Origin of the sequence: Mesorhizobium sp. 1M-11 (genome assembly GCF_001303895.1) — a bacterium.
Taxonomy (GTDB): Bacteria; Pseudomonadota; Alphaproteobacteria; order Rhizobiales; family Rhizobiaceae; genus Mesorhizobium.
In genome coordinates this window covers 39,910-54,508 of the sequence record NZ_LJSD01000056.1, presented here as the reverse complement: position 1 = coordinate 54,508, position 14,599 = coordinate 39,910, and the positions used below count along the sequence as shown (strand labels likewise).

General features: G+C 61.7%; 13 protein-coding genes. 1 reads left to right on the top strand and 12 read right to left on the bottom strand.

Annotated features, from left to right (window positions below):
* Nucleotides 1-5: 5 nt before the first annotated feature.
* From AO692_RS24670 to AO692_RS24645, 6 genes are all read right to left on the bottom strand, one after another.
* Nucleotides 6-863 carry a carbohydrate ABC transporter permease gene (locus tag AO692_RS24670; RefSeq protein WP_054312716.1) on the bottom strand — a complete coding sequence of 286 codons (858 nt, stop codon included), beginning with the start codon at nt 861-863 and terminating at the stop codon, nt 6-8.
* Nucleotides 863-1,777, bottom strand: a complete 915-nt coding sequence (locus AO692_RS24665; protein WP_054312715.1) for a sugar ABC transporter permease — start codon at nt 1,775-1,777, stop codon at nt 863-865. The genes AO692_RS24670 and AO692_RS24665 overlap by 1 nt, the downstream gene beginning before the upstream one ends.
* Entirely contained in the window at nt 1,774-3,030 is a 1,257-nt protein-coding gene (locus AO692_RS24660; protein ID WP_054312714.1) for a sugar ABC transporter substrate-binding protein, read from the bottom strand. The genes AO692_RS24665 and AO692_RS24660 overlap by 4 nt, the downstream gene beginning before the upstream one ends.
* A gap of 26 nt (nt 3,031-3,056) precedes the next feature.
* Complete coding sequence (locus AO692_RS24655; protein ID WP_054312713.1) at nt 3,057-4,019, bottom strand: BadF/BadG/BcrA/BcrD ATPase family protein; 963 nt, start codon at nt 4,017-4,019, stop codon at nt 3,057-3,059.
* Nucleotides 4,016-4,810 carry a DeoR/GlpR family DNA-binding transcription regulator gene (locus tag AO692_RS24650; protein ID WP_054312712.1) on the bottom strand — a complete coding sequence of 265 codons (795 nt, stop codon included), beginning with the start codon at nt 4,808-4,810 and terminating at the stop codon, nt 4,016-4,018. Before AO692_RS24650 ends, AO692_RS24655 begins: the two co-directional genes overlap by 4 nt.
* A 173-nt stretch (nt 4,811-4,983) precedes the next feature.
* A complete protein-coding gene (locus AO692_RS24645; RefSeq protein ID WP_054312711.1) occupies nt 4,984-6,300 on the bottom strand; it encodes an alpha-glucosidase/alpha-galactosidase in 1,317 nt (438 codons plus the stop codon).
* Between the two features lie 109 nt (nt 6,301-6,409).
* On the opposite strand from AO692_RS24645, the gene AO692_RS24640 reads away from it, so the two are divergent.
* On the top strand, nt 6,410-7,303 hold the full coding sequence (locus tag AO692_RS24640) for a helix-turn-helix domain-containing protein (protein WP_054312710.1): 894 nt from the start codon (nt 6,410-6,412) through the stop codon (nt 7,301-7,303).
* A gap of 148 nt (nt 7,304-7,451) precedes the next feature.
* Here the strand turns inward: AO692_RS24640 and AO692_RS24635 are convergent, their stop codons facing one another.
* From AO692_RS24635 to AO692_RS24610, 6 genes are all read right to left on the bottom strand, one after another.
* The gene (locus tag AO692_RS24635) at nt 7,452-8,741 is read right to left on the bottom strand and encodes an NtaA/DmoA family FMN-dependent monooxygenase (RefSeq protein WP_054312709.1); all 1,290 of its coding nucleotides are present in this window, start codon (nt 8,739-8,741) and stop codon (nt 7,452-7,454) included.
* Between the two features lie 122 nt (nt 8,742-8,863).
* Nucleotides 8,864-9,781, bottom strand: coding sequence for an LLM class flavin-dependent oxidoreductase (locus AO692_RS24630; protein WP_054312708.1), 918 nt, complete (start codon nt 9,779-9,781; stop codon nt 8,864-8,866).
* A gap of 11 nt (nt 9,782-9,792) precedes the next feature.
* The gene (locus tag AO692_RS24625) at nt 9,793-11,043 is read right to left on the bottom strand and encodes an acyl-CoA dehydrogenase family protein (RefSeq protein WP_054312777.1); all 1,251 of its coding nucleotides are present in this window, start codon (nt 11,041-11,043) and stop codon (nt 9,793-9,795) included.
* Between the two features lie 90 nt (nt 11,044-11,133).
* The gene (locus tag AO692_RS24620) at nt 11,134-12,771 is read right to left on the bottom strand and encodes an ABC transporter ATP-binding protein (protein ID WP_054312707.1); all 1,638 of its coding nucleotides are present in this window, start codon (nt 12,769-12,771) and stop codon (nt 11,134-11,136) included.
* Nucleotides 12,768-13,610: an ABC transporter permease gene (locus AO692_RS24615; RefSeq protein WP_054312706.1), complete on the bottom strand. Its 843-nt coding sequence runs from the start codon at nt 13,608-13,610 to the stop codon at nt 12,768-12,770. Before AO692_RS24615 ends, AO692_RS24620 begins: the two co-directional genes overlap by 4 nt.
* Nucleotides 13,611-13,614: 4 nt before the next feature.
* The gene (locus AO692_RS24610; RefSeq protein ID WP_054312705.1) at nt 13,615-14,592 is read right to left on the bottom strand and encodes an ABC transporter permease; all 978 of its coding nucleotides are present in this window, start codon (nt 14,590-14,592) and stop codon (nt 13,615-13,617) included.
* Between the last annotated feature and the right edge of the window lie 7 nt (nt 14,593-14,599).

Below are 14,599 nucleotides of genomic sequence, written 5' to 3'. Positions count from 1 at the left end.
CCGATTTACTTGACCGAGCCCGCCAGCAGTCCGCTGACCAGGTACCGGTTGAGGAAAATGACAACGAGTGCAGGGATGATGATCGCAATCGAGCCACTTGCCGTGATCAGCCCGTAGTCGATGAAGTTCTTGGTGACGAATTCGGGGATCAGAACCGTCAGCGGTTTCGTCACATTTGGCGAGAATATCAGCGGGACCAGATACTGCCCCCAGGCGCCGAGAAATGTCAGGATTGCAGCGGCCGTCAAACCAGGCCCGGCCAATGGCAGCACGATTTTGAAGAAAATGTACAGGCGGCCAGCGCCGTCGAGTTGCGCTGCTTCCTCCAGGGAAAGCGGCAGGGCCTCAAAGACGCTGCGCAGCAACCAGAGCGACAGCGGCAGATATGCCGATACATAGATCAATGCCACGCCAAGATAGGTATCGACGAGGCGAAGGCTGATCATGATCTGATAGAGTGGTATCAAGACCGCGTAAGCGGGGATGGCTAGTGTCGCGACAACGGCGCCGAACAGAAATCGCCGTCCGGGAAAAGTCAGCCGTGTGAACGCATAGGCGCCCAGGGCGGAGATCGCGACACAAAGAACTGTGGCGGCAATCGACGTGACGATGCTGTTCAGAAGTGCGGAGCGAAACTGCGCCCAAACCTCCACGCCACCGATCCGTGCCAAGTCGATTCCAAGCAGGCGTGAGAAATGATCGAGCGTGAAGCGTTGCGGTAGGAAATGGATGGGGCGGGCCGAAAAATCCTCCGCCGGCGTAACCGAACTTGCAAGTGTCCAATAGATCGGTCCGAGAGACCAAATCAGCAGGACTGCAACACCGGTCCAAATGAAAAGACGATGGCCAAGGCTTTGTTTCATCAGTCCAACCGTGTGTTGCGATAGACGCGTAGGACATAGACAAGCGAGACCAGCAGCGACACGAATGTGATCACAACGGAAAGAGCCATGCCGTACGAGAACCGAAGATTCTGGAACGTCTCGAGGTAGATCTGTACGAGAACAGGGCGCGTCTCCAGGCTCGAGCCCGCCAACACCCACGCCTCATCGAAAAGGTTGAATGCATTGACGGTCGCATTGGTCATGGCGACGGCTATCGCGCTGCGCACCAGCGGCAGGGTGACCAGGGTGAACATTTGCCTGTTCGTCGCGCCGTCGATCCGCGCCGCCTCGTAAAGATGGGCAGGAATGCTCTGCATCGCAGCAAGCACAATGACGACGGTCAAAGGCATCATGCGCCAAACGTGAACCACCGTAACGGCAATGATCGCGCTGGTGCGGTCGTTAAACCAGACGTGGTTTTCGAACGGCAGTCCCATCGCCGACAAAATGCCATTCAGCAGCCCCGCGCCGGGCTGGTAGATCCAGAGCCAGATCACTGCATTGACGACGCCGGGAAGTGCCCAGGGCAGCACGACCGCGGCGAGCAACCATCGCCGGCCGACCTTGACCTGGTTGATGAGCGCTGCAGCGAGCACCCCGAAGACCGTTTCGGCTACGACGGCGAGAATGACGTAAAGAAGCGTGTTGATCCATGTCGTTCCCAATTGTCCGTCGGAGAACATCCGAGTGTAGTTCTCGAGACCAACAAAGGGCGTCCCAGGCTGCATGGGATTGACCCTGTGAAGGCTATCCCAGAGCGTCCTTCCGATCGGGAAGAAGACCAGGGCGGCCATCGTTATCAGGATCGGAGAGACAAGCAGTATTCCAAGCGTGGTGTCGGCGTTAACGCCGACACCACGCTTGTTTCCCGCCGCAGCAATTGCGATCGTCATTGCGCCGCGGCCTGCTTTGCAGCCTCTGCAATGTTCAGCATGGCCTGATCGACAGTGATCTGGCCTTTCGCGGCGCTATTGATCGCAGTGTTTACAGCGCTTGAAAATTGAGGATACCAGGTCGGCGTTCCTTGCGGAAAGAGTGCGTCGACGGTCTTTGATTGCTCGACGATCGTATTGCCGCTTTGCAGCTTCCCGGCCTGGTTCAACTCCGCCAACGCCGATGTTCGGGTCGGAAGAATGCCATTGACCGCATTCTTTTTCTGGAAATCCCTGCTGGTGAACCATTTGACGAAAGCAACGGCGGCTTCCTTGTTTTGCGAGACTTTGGGAATCGCAAGAGCTTCCGGCAGACCGAAGCTCCGCGTCTTGCCGCTTTCTGTGGGGACCAGGATTGCCTCGGCCTGACCAGCGATCTTCGACTGCTTGGGGTCGTTCATCTGTGTGAGACGCCCCGGCTCGCCGGAAACCATGATGCTCGTCAGCCCCTGCGAGAACATCGCATCATTGATCTGGCTGTCCTTCAGACCGGTAGAAGCTGGATCGACCAAGCCTTCCTTCAAAAGCATCAACTCGAAGCTCAGTGCTTTGTGACCGGCCGAGTCCGGGGCCGTGAAAAGCGGATTGAAATCCTTGTCGAAGAGCTCCCCACCAAAGGCCTTGGTCAAAAGGTACCAGCTTGTCGAGGCGCCCTCGGTTGCCGAAAGCGGCAGTCCAATCGGATATTGGGACACCCCTTTCGCCTTGATCTTTTTCGCCGCGGCGACCAGGTCGTCGAGCGTCTTGGGCATCTCCGCAACGCCGGCATCTTCGAAATGCTTCTTGTTTACCAACATCACCCGAAAGTCGTTGGTGTAGGGAACTCCGAGCAGCTTGCCATCGACGCTGAAGATCTTCGCGACGGCGATATCGTTGACCGTATCGGCATCGATGACGTCATTGAGTGGCATGTACCAATCGGCAGCGCTGAACTGACCGGTCCAGGACCAATCAAATTCCGTGACGTCGGCCGGTGCGGTGCCGGCAACCAGCGCAGTGACGAGTTTGGGGCGGATGTCGTCCCAGGACAGTGTTTGCAGATCGACATGAATCCCGGTCTCGGCCTCGAAATCTGCTGCGACAGTGGCCCCTTGCGGGGAAGGCATCAGCACGGTGATCGATTGTCCGGCGAGCGGTTTCGCCTCCTGAGCGAGAACGGGGCCGGCGACAATGAGCGTCGCCAGCGCGACGAATGGCAAAGTAATTTTACGCATGTTCCCTTCTTTCCTTCTTGTTGAGGTTACTCACCTGAATGCATCGCCGCAGTCTTTGCCGTGGCGGCGATTTGCGCGATCCAGCCATCATCCACTGGCCAGTCGAGGAGTTGGGCGGCCGCACGGAGAGCACCGCCGATGGGAGGAAGCTTCGGTCTGACGGGCGGGCTTCCGATGCGCCGTTCAACTGCGGCAAGCAGAGAGCGGCTTGCAAAGGTCCCGCCCGCATAGGTCCAGTCAGCCATCCGGTCACAATGCGGCGCTATGGCTTGGACATGCTTTGCGAGTTCGACGGCAGCCCGATCAATCAGTTGTTTCGCACCGGGATCTCCAGCGCCTGCGACACGATCAACCAAAACAGAAAGGGCCGCGATATCGGCACGAGGATTGGCCAGTCTGCTCACCCATCCGCCAAGCGCGTTGACCGGATCGGAACTGTCTAGGTGCAGGAACTCAAACACGGCCTTGGCCAGCGCGGTCTGGGTTGCGCGCCGGTCGAGGCTTTGACTGACAAGGCTCAGGGCCGCCCGCCCGATCCAGTAACTGCTACCTTCATCCCCGATGACGTCACCCCATCCTCCAACACGCGCCGAAACGCCGGCGGCGTTGCGTGCCCAAGCCATCGAACCGGTTCCGGAGAGGATGAGAATGCCGGGCTGGCCGACAAATGCGCCCAGATGGGCTGCCTCGACATCGTTGAGGAGATGCTGCCGCGCCTTCGGGAATCTGGTCCTGATAGCCTCGGCCTGCTGTTCTGACAGATTGGCCACCTCGCCATAGGCGGGCAAAGCGGCGGCGACGGCGGCAAGTCGCTGTTCCCCCTCGAACGGATGCAGGGAAAAATCCAGTTCGCGCCGCCAGTTCGGATTGTCCATCGGATTGACGCCGCCGCTGCGCGACATCCGCAGAACTGTGCCGGTTCTGTCCGCGAGTGCGACCAGTACCTTGCTACCGCCGCCATCCACGCCAAGGATCAGGTCGCTGTTCACTCTTGCGTTCCCAGATCCGCGATCGTTGTCTCAACGCCAAGGTTGGCAAGCTCGCTTCGCCAATGCGTGGACAGGCCGGTATCGGTGATCACTTTCGCCGCGCTCAATGGAGCGACCTTGTACGTCGCCATGGTGCCGAACTTCGAAGAGTCAGCGAGTACGAAGCGGTGCGCGGAGCGGGTGAGCATGCATTTGTTGAGGCTCGCCTCTGCGCTGTCCACGCTGTAGATCGCCCCATCCGGGCTGATGGCACTTACCCCGAGGAAGAGCTGATCGAACCAAATTGATTCCAGCATCGCTTCAGCTTGCGGTCCGACGAGCGACGCATTTTCGCTGCGCAGTTGTCCGCCAAGCAACGCGACTTCCAAATTGGGAACGTCTAGGAATTCCTGGGCGACCGTCAGCCCGTTGGTAAAGATGCGAAGCGGGATGGGGTTGAGGCGGATCAGGCGCGCAAGCTGCAGCACGGTGGTTCCCGCATCGAGAAAGATCGAAGTACGCGGCGTGAGCAGACTGTAGGCCGACGTCGCAATCGCGCGCTTGGCGGATAGATGTCGCTTTGCCCGTTCCTGAAAGGCAAGCTCTACGGACGAGCCATCCGCGATCCGGGCACCGCCGTGGGTGCGGTCGATGACGCCCTCTCTTTCCAAGACCTGCAAATCCCTGCGGACGGTTGCCAGCGAGGCGCCGATGGCATCAGCAAGCGCCTGAATGGTCGAAAATCCGTTCGCATACAAATGGCTGCGAATGGCGTCGAGACGATCGACCTTCACTCCTCCTGGCTGGCTCAATGAAGCCCCTCCCTTTCCCCATCGCCTCTATTTCGATCAAATATCTGCTATAAAAAATCAGTGTCAATCAGAATTTTGATGGATTTTGATCGCACCAACCATGCAAACGCGAAGACGCGGCCCTTCGTGAGAAGGGCCGCGCCACAGGGTTTGCTGTTCTGTTCAGACAGGGGTCAGTGATATGCGGGCAGCAGGTCGCCGTGACGTTCGATCATGTCGTCGACCAGCTTCCAGACCTGATCCGGCGATAATTCCGCCGACGTATGAGGATCAAGCAGAGCTGCCTGATAGATGCGGTCGCGCTTCTTCGTGAGCGCCGCTTCAACCGTCAACTCCTGCACGGACACGCTCAACCTCATCACCGCTGCGAGCTGGGAGGGTATTCGTCCGATCCGTGTGGGCTGTATGCCGTTATGATCGACATGGCAGGGCACTTCAACGATGCATTCATCCGGCAGGTTTTGGATCAATCCATTGTTTGGAACGTTTCCATAAATCAGCGCGGATTGGCCCGTCACAGCGGCATGGATGATTCCAGCGGCATATTCGTTGCTACGACAGACTTCTATCGGTTTGCCACCCTCCAGGTCCCGACGCAATGCATGCCATTCGGCGATCTGAACCTCGCAGCGACGGATGTATTCGTCCAACGGAATGTTGAGCCGCTCGACCAGATCCTGGCGCCCTTCCTTAATGTACCAGGACGTATATTCAGAAAAATGTTCGCTCGATTCCGTGACGAAGTGGCCGAGCCGCTTCAGCACGTCGAAACGAACACGATCGTCGGATGGAACGCGTCCTTCCACCTCAAGGGCACGCAGCCTCGGATAGAGGTCTTCGCGGCGACCGTCGGCATGCAGCTTCTCATATTTGAGAAAGAATGCGACATGGTTGATCCCGGCCGAAAGATAGTTGATGTCGGCAACCTTCTCTCCAAGACAATCCGCGAGATGGGCCGCTGTATGCTGCACGCTGTGGCAAAGTCCCACAGTCCGAATGGCCGGGGCAATCTCCTTGATCGCCCAGCAATTGATCGCCATTGGGTTTACGTATTGCATAAGCAACGCGTTTGGGCACACCTCTTCCATGTCGCGGCAGATTGCCTGAAGAACTGGAATGGTGCGCAGCCCGCGAAAGATACCGCCGATTCCAAGAGTGTCGGCTATGGTCTGCCGGAGCCCGTGATCCCTTGGGACTTCGAAATCGGTGACGGTGGCCGGTTTGTAACCGCCAACCTGCATCATAAGAATGACGAAATCCGCCCCCTGCAGGGCCAGTCGTCGATCAAGCGTCGCCTCAACCCGGACCCGATCGAGATGGAGCGCCTCGCAGATGCGGCGAGTGACGATCTCCGAAGTCTTCAAGCGCTCGGGATCAATGTCAAAGAGACTTATGGTGTAGTCGCCTCTGCTCTTGCCGGACAGGACGTCGCCCAGAATGTTCTGGGCAAAGACCGTGCTGCCTGCACCGACGAGACAAATTTTGGGCATGAACGAACTTTCCGCTGACAAGTGACGCGATGATAGTCACTCTTTCATGTGAGAGTTTCCTCCTGCATTTTTGACAATTAATCCGAGATTCGAGATTCCTTGGCCGGCAATGTCCCAGAAACCGACCGATCAGCAAGAGGCGACTATTGTATCTCAGGACGACTTCCTGATCGAAAGTCATGTTGCCTCTGCGATGGCTGCCGCTCACTGGCACAACCATCTAGAACTGAACCTGCTGCTCAATGGACGCATGACCTATCTGTTCAATGGAAGGCAGGAACATGTAGAAGCCAACCGGCTCGTACTCTTCTGGGCGGCCATACCGCATCAAACGATAGATGTTAGCGCCAACGCTGTCCTGATCTGTATTTACCTCCCGTTGGCTGATTTCCTGAGCTTGCCAGTCGACCGAGGGGCCAGACGCCGAGTGATGCAGGGCGCGTTCCTGTCTGAGCCGTGTGAGAGCCTGACTGACGCCAGAATTTCGGAGCGGTGGGTGCAAGAATGGGATCAGAGCGATCCCGCACGGCGCGAGCTCGTCATGGAAGAAGTCAGGCTTAGAATTCGCCGTCTTATTCTCGATACCAGCGGCGAGAAGGAACTCTCGCCGCATCGATTGAAGTCGCTCTCATCCGGGCCTGCAATTCGTCATGTCGAAGTTCTCACCGAACTGATCAACAGACACTACGCCGAGCCCCTGACCGTACCCCAATTGGTCAATCTCGCGGCAATGCATCCGACCACTGCGAACAAGGCCTTTCGCCAGGTGCTGGGCATTTCCGTCAATGAATATCTCATCCGCTATCGTATCGCGCGCGCAATACAATTGCTGGCCGACACGGAAGAGCCGATCCTATCGATCGCATATGGTTGCGGATTTGGATCGAGCAGTCGTTTTTACGAGGTGTTCAGAAAGCGCACTGGAAATACGCCGCGGGCCTTCCGCAGATCATTCAATTTGCGACCAAGCAAGAAGGAAGATGTGCTTGGATCGAAGGAATAGCGACCACAGCGCCCAAGCCTCGTCGTTTGAGCGGATGGACCGTAGTGCCGGCGTGTGCGCACCAGAATCCGGAGCGGTCGTTGCATAGGGGGACAGCGGGCAAAGCCCCGTCGCTCACGCAGTTCAACGCAATGCATCTGTCGAACCGTCAGAAGGCAGGCGTCGGAGAGGCTGCTCGGAAGTGCTCGCGCAGCGTTTCCGTCTCGTATTCGTGACGGTACAGGCCGCGCTTGCGCAGGATAGGCACGACTTCGTCGACGATCACCGCAAGCCCATCGATCAGTCGATCGGGTTGCAGATTGAAGCCGTCGATGGCCCCGGCGTGGAACCAATCCTCGATGTGATCGGCAAGCTGTTCGGGAGTACCGACGAAGCCGGCATGGCCTGACCCGGTGTAGCGTGTCTGCTTGAGATATTCGCGAACGGTGGGGTTGGTCTTGCGGATCTGCGCAATGATCGATTCTCGAAAGCCTACGCTGCCTGAAAAGGTCTGAGTGTCGTTGAGAGGGCCGAGAACATCCTCGGGAAACGGTTCGTCGAGTTCGAGTTTCGAGGCGTCGTAGCCGATTGCCTGCGACAGCCAGCCGATCGAGTAGGACGCTGGGCCTGCGTCATGCAGCTCATCGCTGCGGCGGCGTGCCTCTTCCTCTGTGCTGCCCAGGCTGAGCAGCAGGCCCGGCAATATCTTGATGTCGTCAGGCGAGCGGCCATAGTCGCGTGCGAAACCCTTGACCAGGCGATAGTGCTCGATGGCTTGATTTTTGGTGAGTTCGGCCGCGAAGACGCCTTCAGCCACCCGCCCCGCGAGTGCGCGACCCTGCGATGAGCCCCCCGCCTGGAAGATGATCGGGCGACCTTGCTTCGACGGCGGTACGCGCAGACGGCCCTCGACATGGAAGAACTCGCCATGGTGGTGCACGTCGCTGTTCGTGGCTGCCGAATCCCACAGCGCCCGTACCACATCGACAAATTCGCTCGCGCGTTCGTAGCGGTCGTCGCGAAAGGGGATGTCGGGCATACCGAAGTTGCGCGCCGCGGGGACGCCGCGGGTGGTAACGACATTCCATGCCGCGCGGCCACCCGTCTGATGGTCCCACGAGAGCAGGCGCTCGGCAAGTTCAAAGGGGTCGTTGAAGGTCGACGAAGCGGTGGCGACCAGCCCCACGCGCGAGGTCGCCGCCGCCACCTGGCCCCAGTTCACCGTCGGCTCGAGGCGGATCGGATTGGCGTCATACGCCGGGTCGCCCAGCAGCGGGCCGTCAGCCAGGAACAGGGCATCGAGGGTACCGCGTTCGGCGGTCCTGCCAAGGTTCGCCCAATAATCTGCGTCGATGAAGGAATCCTTCTTCAGCAGCGGTGTCTTCCATGCCGCCGGGAGATAGCCCAGGACCAGCACGTTGATGCCGAGAAGGACGTGACCGGATCGCTTGGACGTCATCGATGATGTCTCCGTTGTTGCCTGGAGCGTTTCCGTTTTCCCGGAAACGCGAAAATGCTTTAACTCTTTGTTTTTGCGCAATTCCGGACGTAAGATCGCTGCGCACTTTTGCTGGAAATGCTCTAGAGAGCGACGTGCGGCCGCGGCACCGGAAAGGCGGCGCGCGCCGTGGCGGGCAGCGGCGCTGGTGCGGACAGGCCGAGCGCGTCGCGCAGGGATCCACCGGGCGCGACGAGAGCGAAGCCTTCGGCAAGCCACCGCTCGGCGGTGTCGAGCAGATCGTCCATCGAATGCTCGAGGCCGGCACGCAGGACGACGCCCGCAACCCCACGCGCCGGCGGCTCCTTGCCCAGCGCCACCACGGGTACGGAGCCCGCATCCCCGATGATCAGTTCGATCGGATCGCTGCCCGGCGGGTTATCCGCTGCCGTCGCGGCATACCACGCGATCACCGACGCCCCCGTCGCCGGCTCGGGCGCGTTCAACGGTCCCGCGATTGCGAAACTGTCATCGAGATCGACATGCACGATGCGATTCGACTCCACCAGAATACCGGTTTCCCGGTTGCCGATGATCGAGGAGTGCGGCCAGCTTTGCTCAAGCGCACGCACCGCGCGAGCCGCATCGTAGGCCGTCTGGGCGTTGAGCGGCGCACCGCCTCCAAGTCCCGCTCCACCCCAGGCCGGGGCTTGCCTCGGGCCTTCGGGCGCATAACCATCGCGTATCCCGATCAGCAGCCCGCTGCGGCCATGCGACAGGTGGGCAAGCGAGGCGACGCGGCGCGCAATGTTGTATGGGTGGTCACGCTGCGGTGCCGCGGCAATGAAAAAGCGCCCGTGTTTGGTGGCCCCCGCCAGGGTCGCGCCGACGGCACTGCTCGCAAGCGTGACCGGTGCCGGCGTGCTGCCGTCGACCCGGTCGATGCCCAGCACGCTGAACGCGACCGGCAATGCGTCCCATCGCGACAGCAGCGCGCGGCTTGCGCTGAGTTCCACAAGGTGCGGTCCGGCAAGGCCGAGGGCAAGATAAGGAGCTGTCATCGTGGCGTCTCCTAGTTGCCCTGGCCACCTCGCCCGAGCCGGGCGATGCTCGACGCGGGCGAATTGTCGTTGACCAGATAGTCCCCCAGGATGCGTGCCTTGTAGGCAACCGGGTTATGCGAGGCGAGCGTCCGCGCATTGCGCCAATGGCGATCGAGCGCGGTTTCTTCGGAAGTGGCCGACGCACCCAGAGCGTCGAAGACATGGGTCGCCGCGTGAAGGACGCCGTCTATGATCGCGAGTTGGGCCTGCGCGACCGCCACTTCCCCGGCGACGACAAGCTTGTCGCGCAATGCGATGTCGCCCGCCGCGTGGGCGGCGGCAATAAGGTCGAGCGCGTTTGCGGCGCGGCGCAGTGCCGCTTCCGTCGAAAAGACCCGCACCGATACCTCACCGATTACCTGCAGCAGTTGCGGATCGAGCGCCGGGACGGGGTTCAGGCCTTGCGGATAGTTGCGCCCGCGCGACTTGAGCGCCGCGATGCCATCGCGCAGGACAGCGCGCGTGATGCCGGCAAGCACTGCCAGGATTGCCGTCTGGTAGAAGTGCCCCTGGTAGACCACACGCTCACTCGCCGGGAAGACGTCTCCCTCGCGCGCCACCGCATCACGGTAGGTGGCGCTGCCGCTCGCCGTGGTGCGCTGGCCAAAACCTGGCCAATCGTCGTTGAGCACGACGCCCGGCTGGTGGCGCGTCACCAGAGTGGTGATGAGCGAGCCGTCCTCATCTTTGCCGATCACGTCGAGCCAGTCGGCATAGAGGCTGCCGGTGGCGTAGAACTTCGCGCCGGTGACCTTGTATTGGTCGTCCTCGCGGGTCACGGTCGTCTTGATGGTGGCGTAGGTACCGTTGTTTGCTTCGGTCCACCCGCCTCCGACGAACTCGCGGTCACGAAAACGCTGGAACCAGCGGTCGTTGGCCGGCGACGGCTGCGCATTGAGGCGATCTTCGATAAAGGCGAGATGATTGCGCCATACGTGGGCGATATTCGCGTCGGCTTCCGCCAACAGAGCCAGGAGATAGTAGGTCTGCTCCAGCGAGGCGCCCCACCCGCCGAACTCCTCTGGCACACGCACGAGCGCGAAATCGGCATCCTTGAGCCATTGCACCTGCTCGAAAGGAAAGATGCGATTGCGCTCGCGCTCGACATTGCCCTCGGCAATCCGGTCGAAGATCGGCTGGAAGCGTGCCACCAGCTCGTCTTCCCTCGCTGTGGCAGGACGCAGGTAGGTCAGCGAGATTGGTTCACCCACTGCGGTCATGTTCATTCACTCCTTGTTCGTACGTGCTTCAAAAAATCGAGTTGATCGGTGGCGGTGAAGGCGGGGCGGCCTGCCGCGTCGAATTCCTGACTATTCGGCGGCTGTCCGATCCGCTGCCCGCCGCCGATGGTCCCAGCCAAGACCGGGCACCGCCGCCAGTAGCGCACGGGCGTAGGCGGAGCGCGGGCGCGAGAGCACCTGCCCCGATGTTCCGTCCTCGACGATCCGGCCTTCCTGCATGACCACGATCCTGTCGGCGACCGCGGAGGCAACGCGAAGATCGTGGGTGATGAACAGCATGGACAGGCCGAGGTCGCGCCTGATCTCGGCGAGCAGATCAAGGATCTGCGCCTGGATCGAGACGTCGAGGGCCGAAACGGGCTCGTCCGCAACGAGCAATTCCGGCTGCAGCATCAAGGCGCGCGCCAGGCCGATGCGCTGGCGCTGGCCGCCCGAGAAGGCGTGCGGAAACCGGTCGGCCGCCGCCGCATCGAGCCCGACGCGCGACAAGAGCCCGAGCATGCGCTCTTCCGCGGCCTCGCGCGGCAAGCCGTTGACGATCGCGGCCTCGGTCAGGATACGCCGCACGCGGTGGCGTGGGTTGAGCGAGGCGAAAGGGTCCTGGAACACCATCTGGATGCGTGGCCTCAGCGCCCGCTCCCGCGCCGTCCCGGCGAGCTCCCTTCCGTCGAAGCGAAGCTTGCCGGCGTCCCAATCGGCCAGCCCGACGATGCATTGGCCGAGCGTCGTCTTGCCCGAACCGGATTCGCCCACCAGTGCAACCGTTTCCCCTCTCCCGATCGCCAGGCCGATGCCATCGAGCGCCCGCGTCTGCGGGCCCGCCTGGCGCCAGGGCGCGCGTCGCTCGTGGTAGGTCTTGACGAGGCCCTCGACCGCGAGGAGCGGATCACCCGCGACGCTCTTCATGGCCACGCCGGCATGCAGCTCCGGAACAGCCTCGATGAGGCGCCGCGTGTACGGATCGCGTGGCTGCTCCAGCACGGCGGTGGCGGTGCCTGTTTCGACCATGCGGCCTTCCTTCATGACCGACACCCGGTCAGCGATGTCGGCCACCACCCCGAAATCATGGGTGATGAAGAGCACCGCGAGTCCGAGCCTCTGCCTGATGTCGAGGATGAGCCGGAGGATCTCGGCCTGGGTCGTGACGTCCAGCGCCGTGGTCGGTTCGTCCGCGATCAAAAGATCGGGTTCGTTGGCGATCGCCATCGCGATCATCACACGCTGCCGCTGCCCGCCCGAAAGCTGATGCGGGTAGCGGTGGACGATGTTCTCCGGGTCCGGAAGGCGCGTCGCGCGCACCAGCTCCAGCACGCGGGCGGCACGCTCCGTGCGATCGCCATTGTCGTGCGCGGCGAGCGCCTCCTCGATCTGCCGCCCGACAGCCAGCACGGGATTGAGCGCGCTCATCGGCTCCTGGAAGATGAAGCCGATGCGTTTGCCGCGCAACCGCCGGAACCCGGCCTCGGAAAGCCGTGTCACGTCGACACCGTCGAAGCGAATGTTGCCGCCGGTGATCCGAAGCTGCTTCGGGGGCAGCAGGCCGGCGATGGCTGCAGCGAGGACTGACTTGCCCGAGCCGGATTCGCCGACCAGGCAAAGGACCTCGCCGCGGTCGATCCGCAGCGACACCCGCTCGACCGCGAGATGCCTGTCGGCATCGTCCGGCAGGGCGACGGAGAGGTTCTCGATCTCGACCAGTGCCGTCATCCGCGCTTGCTCCGGCCGCTGCTGCGCGGGTTGAGCCAATCGTTGAGGCCGTCGCCAACCAGGTTGAGCGACAGCACAGTGAGGAAGATCGCAACGCCGGGAATGGTCGACAGCCACCAGTTGACCCTGAATGCCGTCCGGCCGGTGCCGAGCAGATACCCCCACGAAACAAAGGCTCGGTTCCCGAGCCCGAGGAAACTGATGCCGGATTCGATCAGGATGACGGTGGCCGTCATCAGCGACGCCGCGACGATGACCGGCGACAGCACATTGGGAAGGACATGGCTCCAGATGATGCGCGGCGTCGACAGTCCGCCAACGCGCGCCGCGCTCACGAAATCCTTGCTGGCCAGGCTGAGCACCTCGGCCCGGACCAGCCGCGCGATCTGCGGCCAGCTGACCAGGGCGATGGCGAGGATGATCGAGGTCAGCGACGGCGCGACGATGGCGACGATCACCACCGTGAGGAGGAAACTTGGAATGGTCTGAAAGAACTCGGTGAAACGCATCGCGACGTCGTCTACCCGCCCACCGAAATAGCCTGCCACCGCCCCCACCGCGACACCGAAGGCCACTGCGAGCCCGGTCACCGCCACTGCGATCAACAGGGTCACGCGCGCACCATGCGCGATACCCGCGGCAAGGTCGCGGCCCAGCATGTCGGTGCCCAGCAGATAGCCGGGGCTGAACGGCGGCAGGTTCGGCCGCGTTGCCATCCGCCAGGGATCGCCGGGATAGAGAAGGTCGGCGAACACCGCCAGGAACAGGATCGCGGCCAGAAGCGCCGTGCCAACGGCTGCGCCCGGGTTCCTCGACAGAATTTCTCTCGGCCCCGCCATCGGATCAGGCCCCGAGCTTTATGCGCGGGTCGGCGGCGACGTAGAGGATATCGGCGACGAGATTGATCGCCACGACGATCGCCGAGGTGATGAAGAAGATCGCCAGCAGCAGATTGTAGTCGCGCTGCATCAAGGCGTCGAAGGCGAGACGTCCGATGCCGGGCCAGGCGAACACGGTCTCGATCAGGATCGAGCCGCCGATCAGATGGCCGGCCTGCAGCGAGGCGAAGGTGATGATGGGCAGCAGCGCGTTCCGCAGGACGTGCCGGCGCCAGATCAGCCCAGGCTTCAGGCCCTTGGCCCTGGCGGTGCTCACGAAATCGCGGTCGAGCACGTCCAGCACGGAGGCGCGGGTCACGCGCATGTAGATCGCCATGTAGAACAGGCCGAGCGTCAGTGCCGGCAACAGGAGATGCAAGGCGATGTCGGCGACATGGGACAACCCGGAATGGCCGGCGCCGACGGTCGCCATGCCGTAGGATGGCAGCCAGTCGAGCCAGACGGAGAAGAACAGGATCGCCATCAGGCCGATCCAGAACAGCGGCATGGCGAAAAACATGACGGAGATGCCGGTGAGGATCGTGTCCAGCAGGCTGCCCGCATGCCGCGCGGCCGTCGATCCCAGCGCGATACCCGCGGCAAGGGCGAAGCCGAAGGCCGTCAGCGTCAGAAGCAACGTCGCCGGCAGGCGTTCGGCGACGATATCGACGACGGGTCGCTGCTCGCGATAGGATTGGCCGAAGTCGAGCTGCGCCAGCGACCTGGCGTAGACCCACAATTGCTCGGGAATGGAACGATCCAGGCCAAGGTCATGGCGCAGTTCCTCCACGAAGGCCGCATCGGCAGCCCCCTGATCGCCGGCCAGCACCGATGCCGGGTCGCCGGGAGCGAGCCGAAGCAGCACGAAGTTCAGCACGATCACACCGAGCAGGATGACGATTGCCCTCGCGGCCCGTCCCGTCAGAAAGCCAATGCGATCCATCCCCTGC

Coding starts and splice junctions, on each gene's coding strand:
- AO692_RS24670 (WP_054312716.1), bottom strand. CDS start 863: ATGAAACAAAGCCTTGGCCATCGTCTTTTCATTTGGACCGGTGTTGCA.
- AO692_RS24620 (WP_054312707.1), bottom strand. CDS start 12,771: ATGACGGCACTGGTCGAGATCGAGAACCTCTCCGTCGCCCTGCCGGAC.
- AO692_RS24665 (WP_054312715.1), bottom strand. CDS start 1,777: ATGACGATCGCAATTGCTGCGGCGGGAAACAAGCGTGGTGTCGGCGTT.
- AO692_RS24625 (WP_054312777.1), bottom strand. CDS start 11,043: ATGACCGCAGTGGGTGAACCAATCTCGCTGACCTACCTGCGTCCTGCC.
- AO692_RS24610 (WP_054312705.1), bottom strand. CDS start 14,592: ATGGATCGCATTGGCTTTCTGACGGGACGGGCCGCGAGGGCAATCGTC.
- AO692_RS24645 (WP_054312711.1), bottom strand. CDS start 6,300: ATGCCCAAAATTTGTCTCGTCGGTGCAGGCAGCACGGTCTTTGCCCAG.
- AO692_RS24615 (WP_054312706.1), bottom strand. CDS start 13,610: ATGGCGGGGCCGAGAGAAATTCTGTCGAGGAACCCGGGCGCAGCCGTT.
- AO692_RS24635 (WP_054312709.1), bottom strand. CDS start 8,741: ATGACGTCCAAGCGATCCGGTCACGTCCTTCTCGGCATCAACGTGCTG.
- AO692_RS24630 (WP_054312708.1), bottom strand. CDS start 9,781: ATGACAGCTCCTTATCTTGCCCTCGGCCTTGCCGGACCGCACCTTGTG.
- AO692_RS24660 (WP_054312714.1), bottom strand. CDS start 3,030: ATGCGTAAAATTACTTTGCCATTCGTCGCGCTGGCGACGCTCATTGTC.
- AO692_RS24640 (WP_054312710.1), top strand. CDS start 6,410: ATGTCCCAGAAACCGACCGATCAGCAAGAGGCGACTATTGTATCTCAG.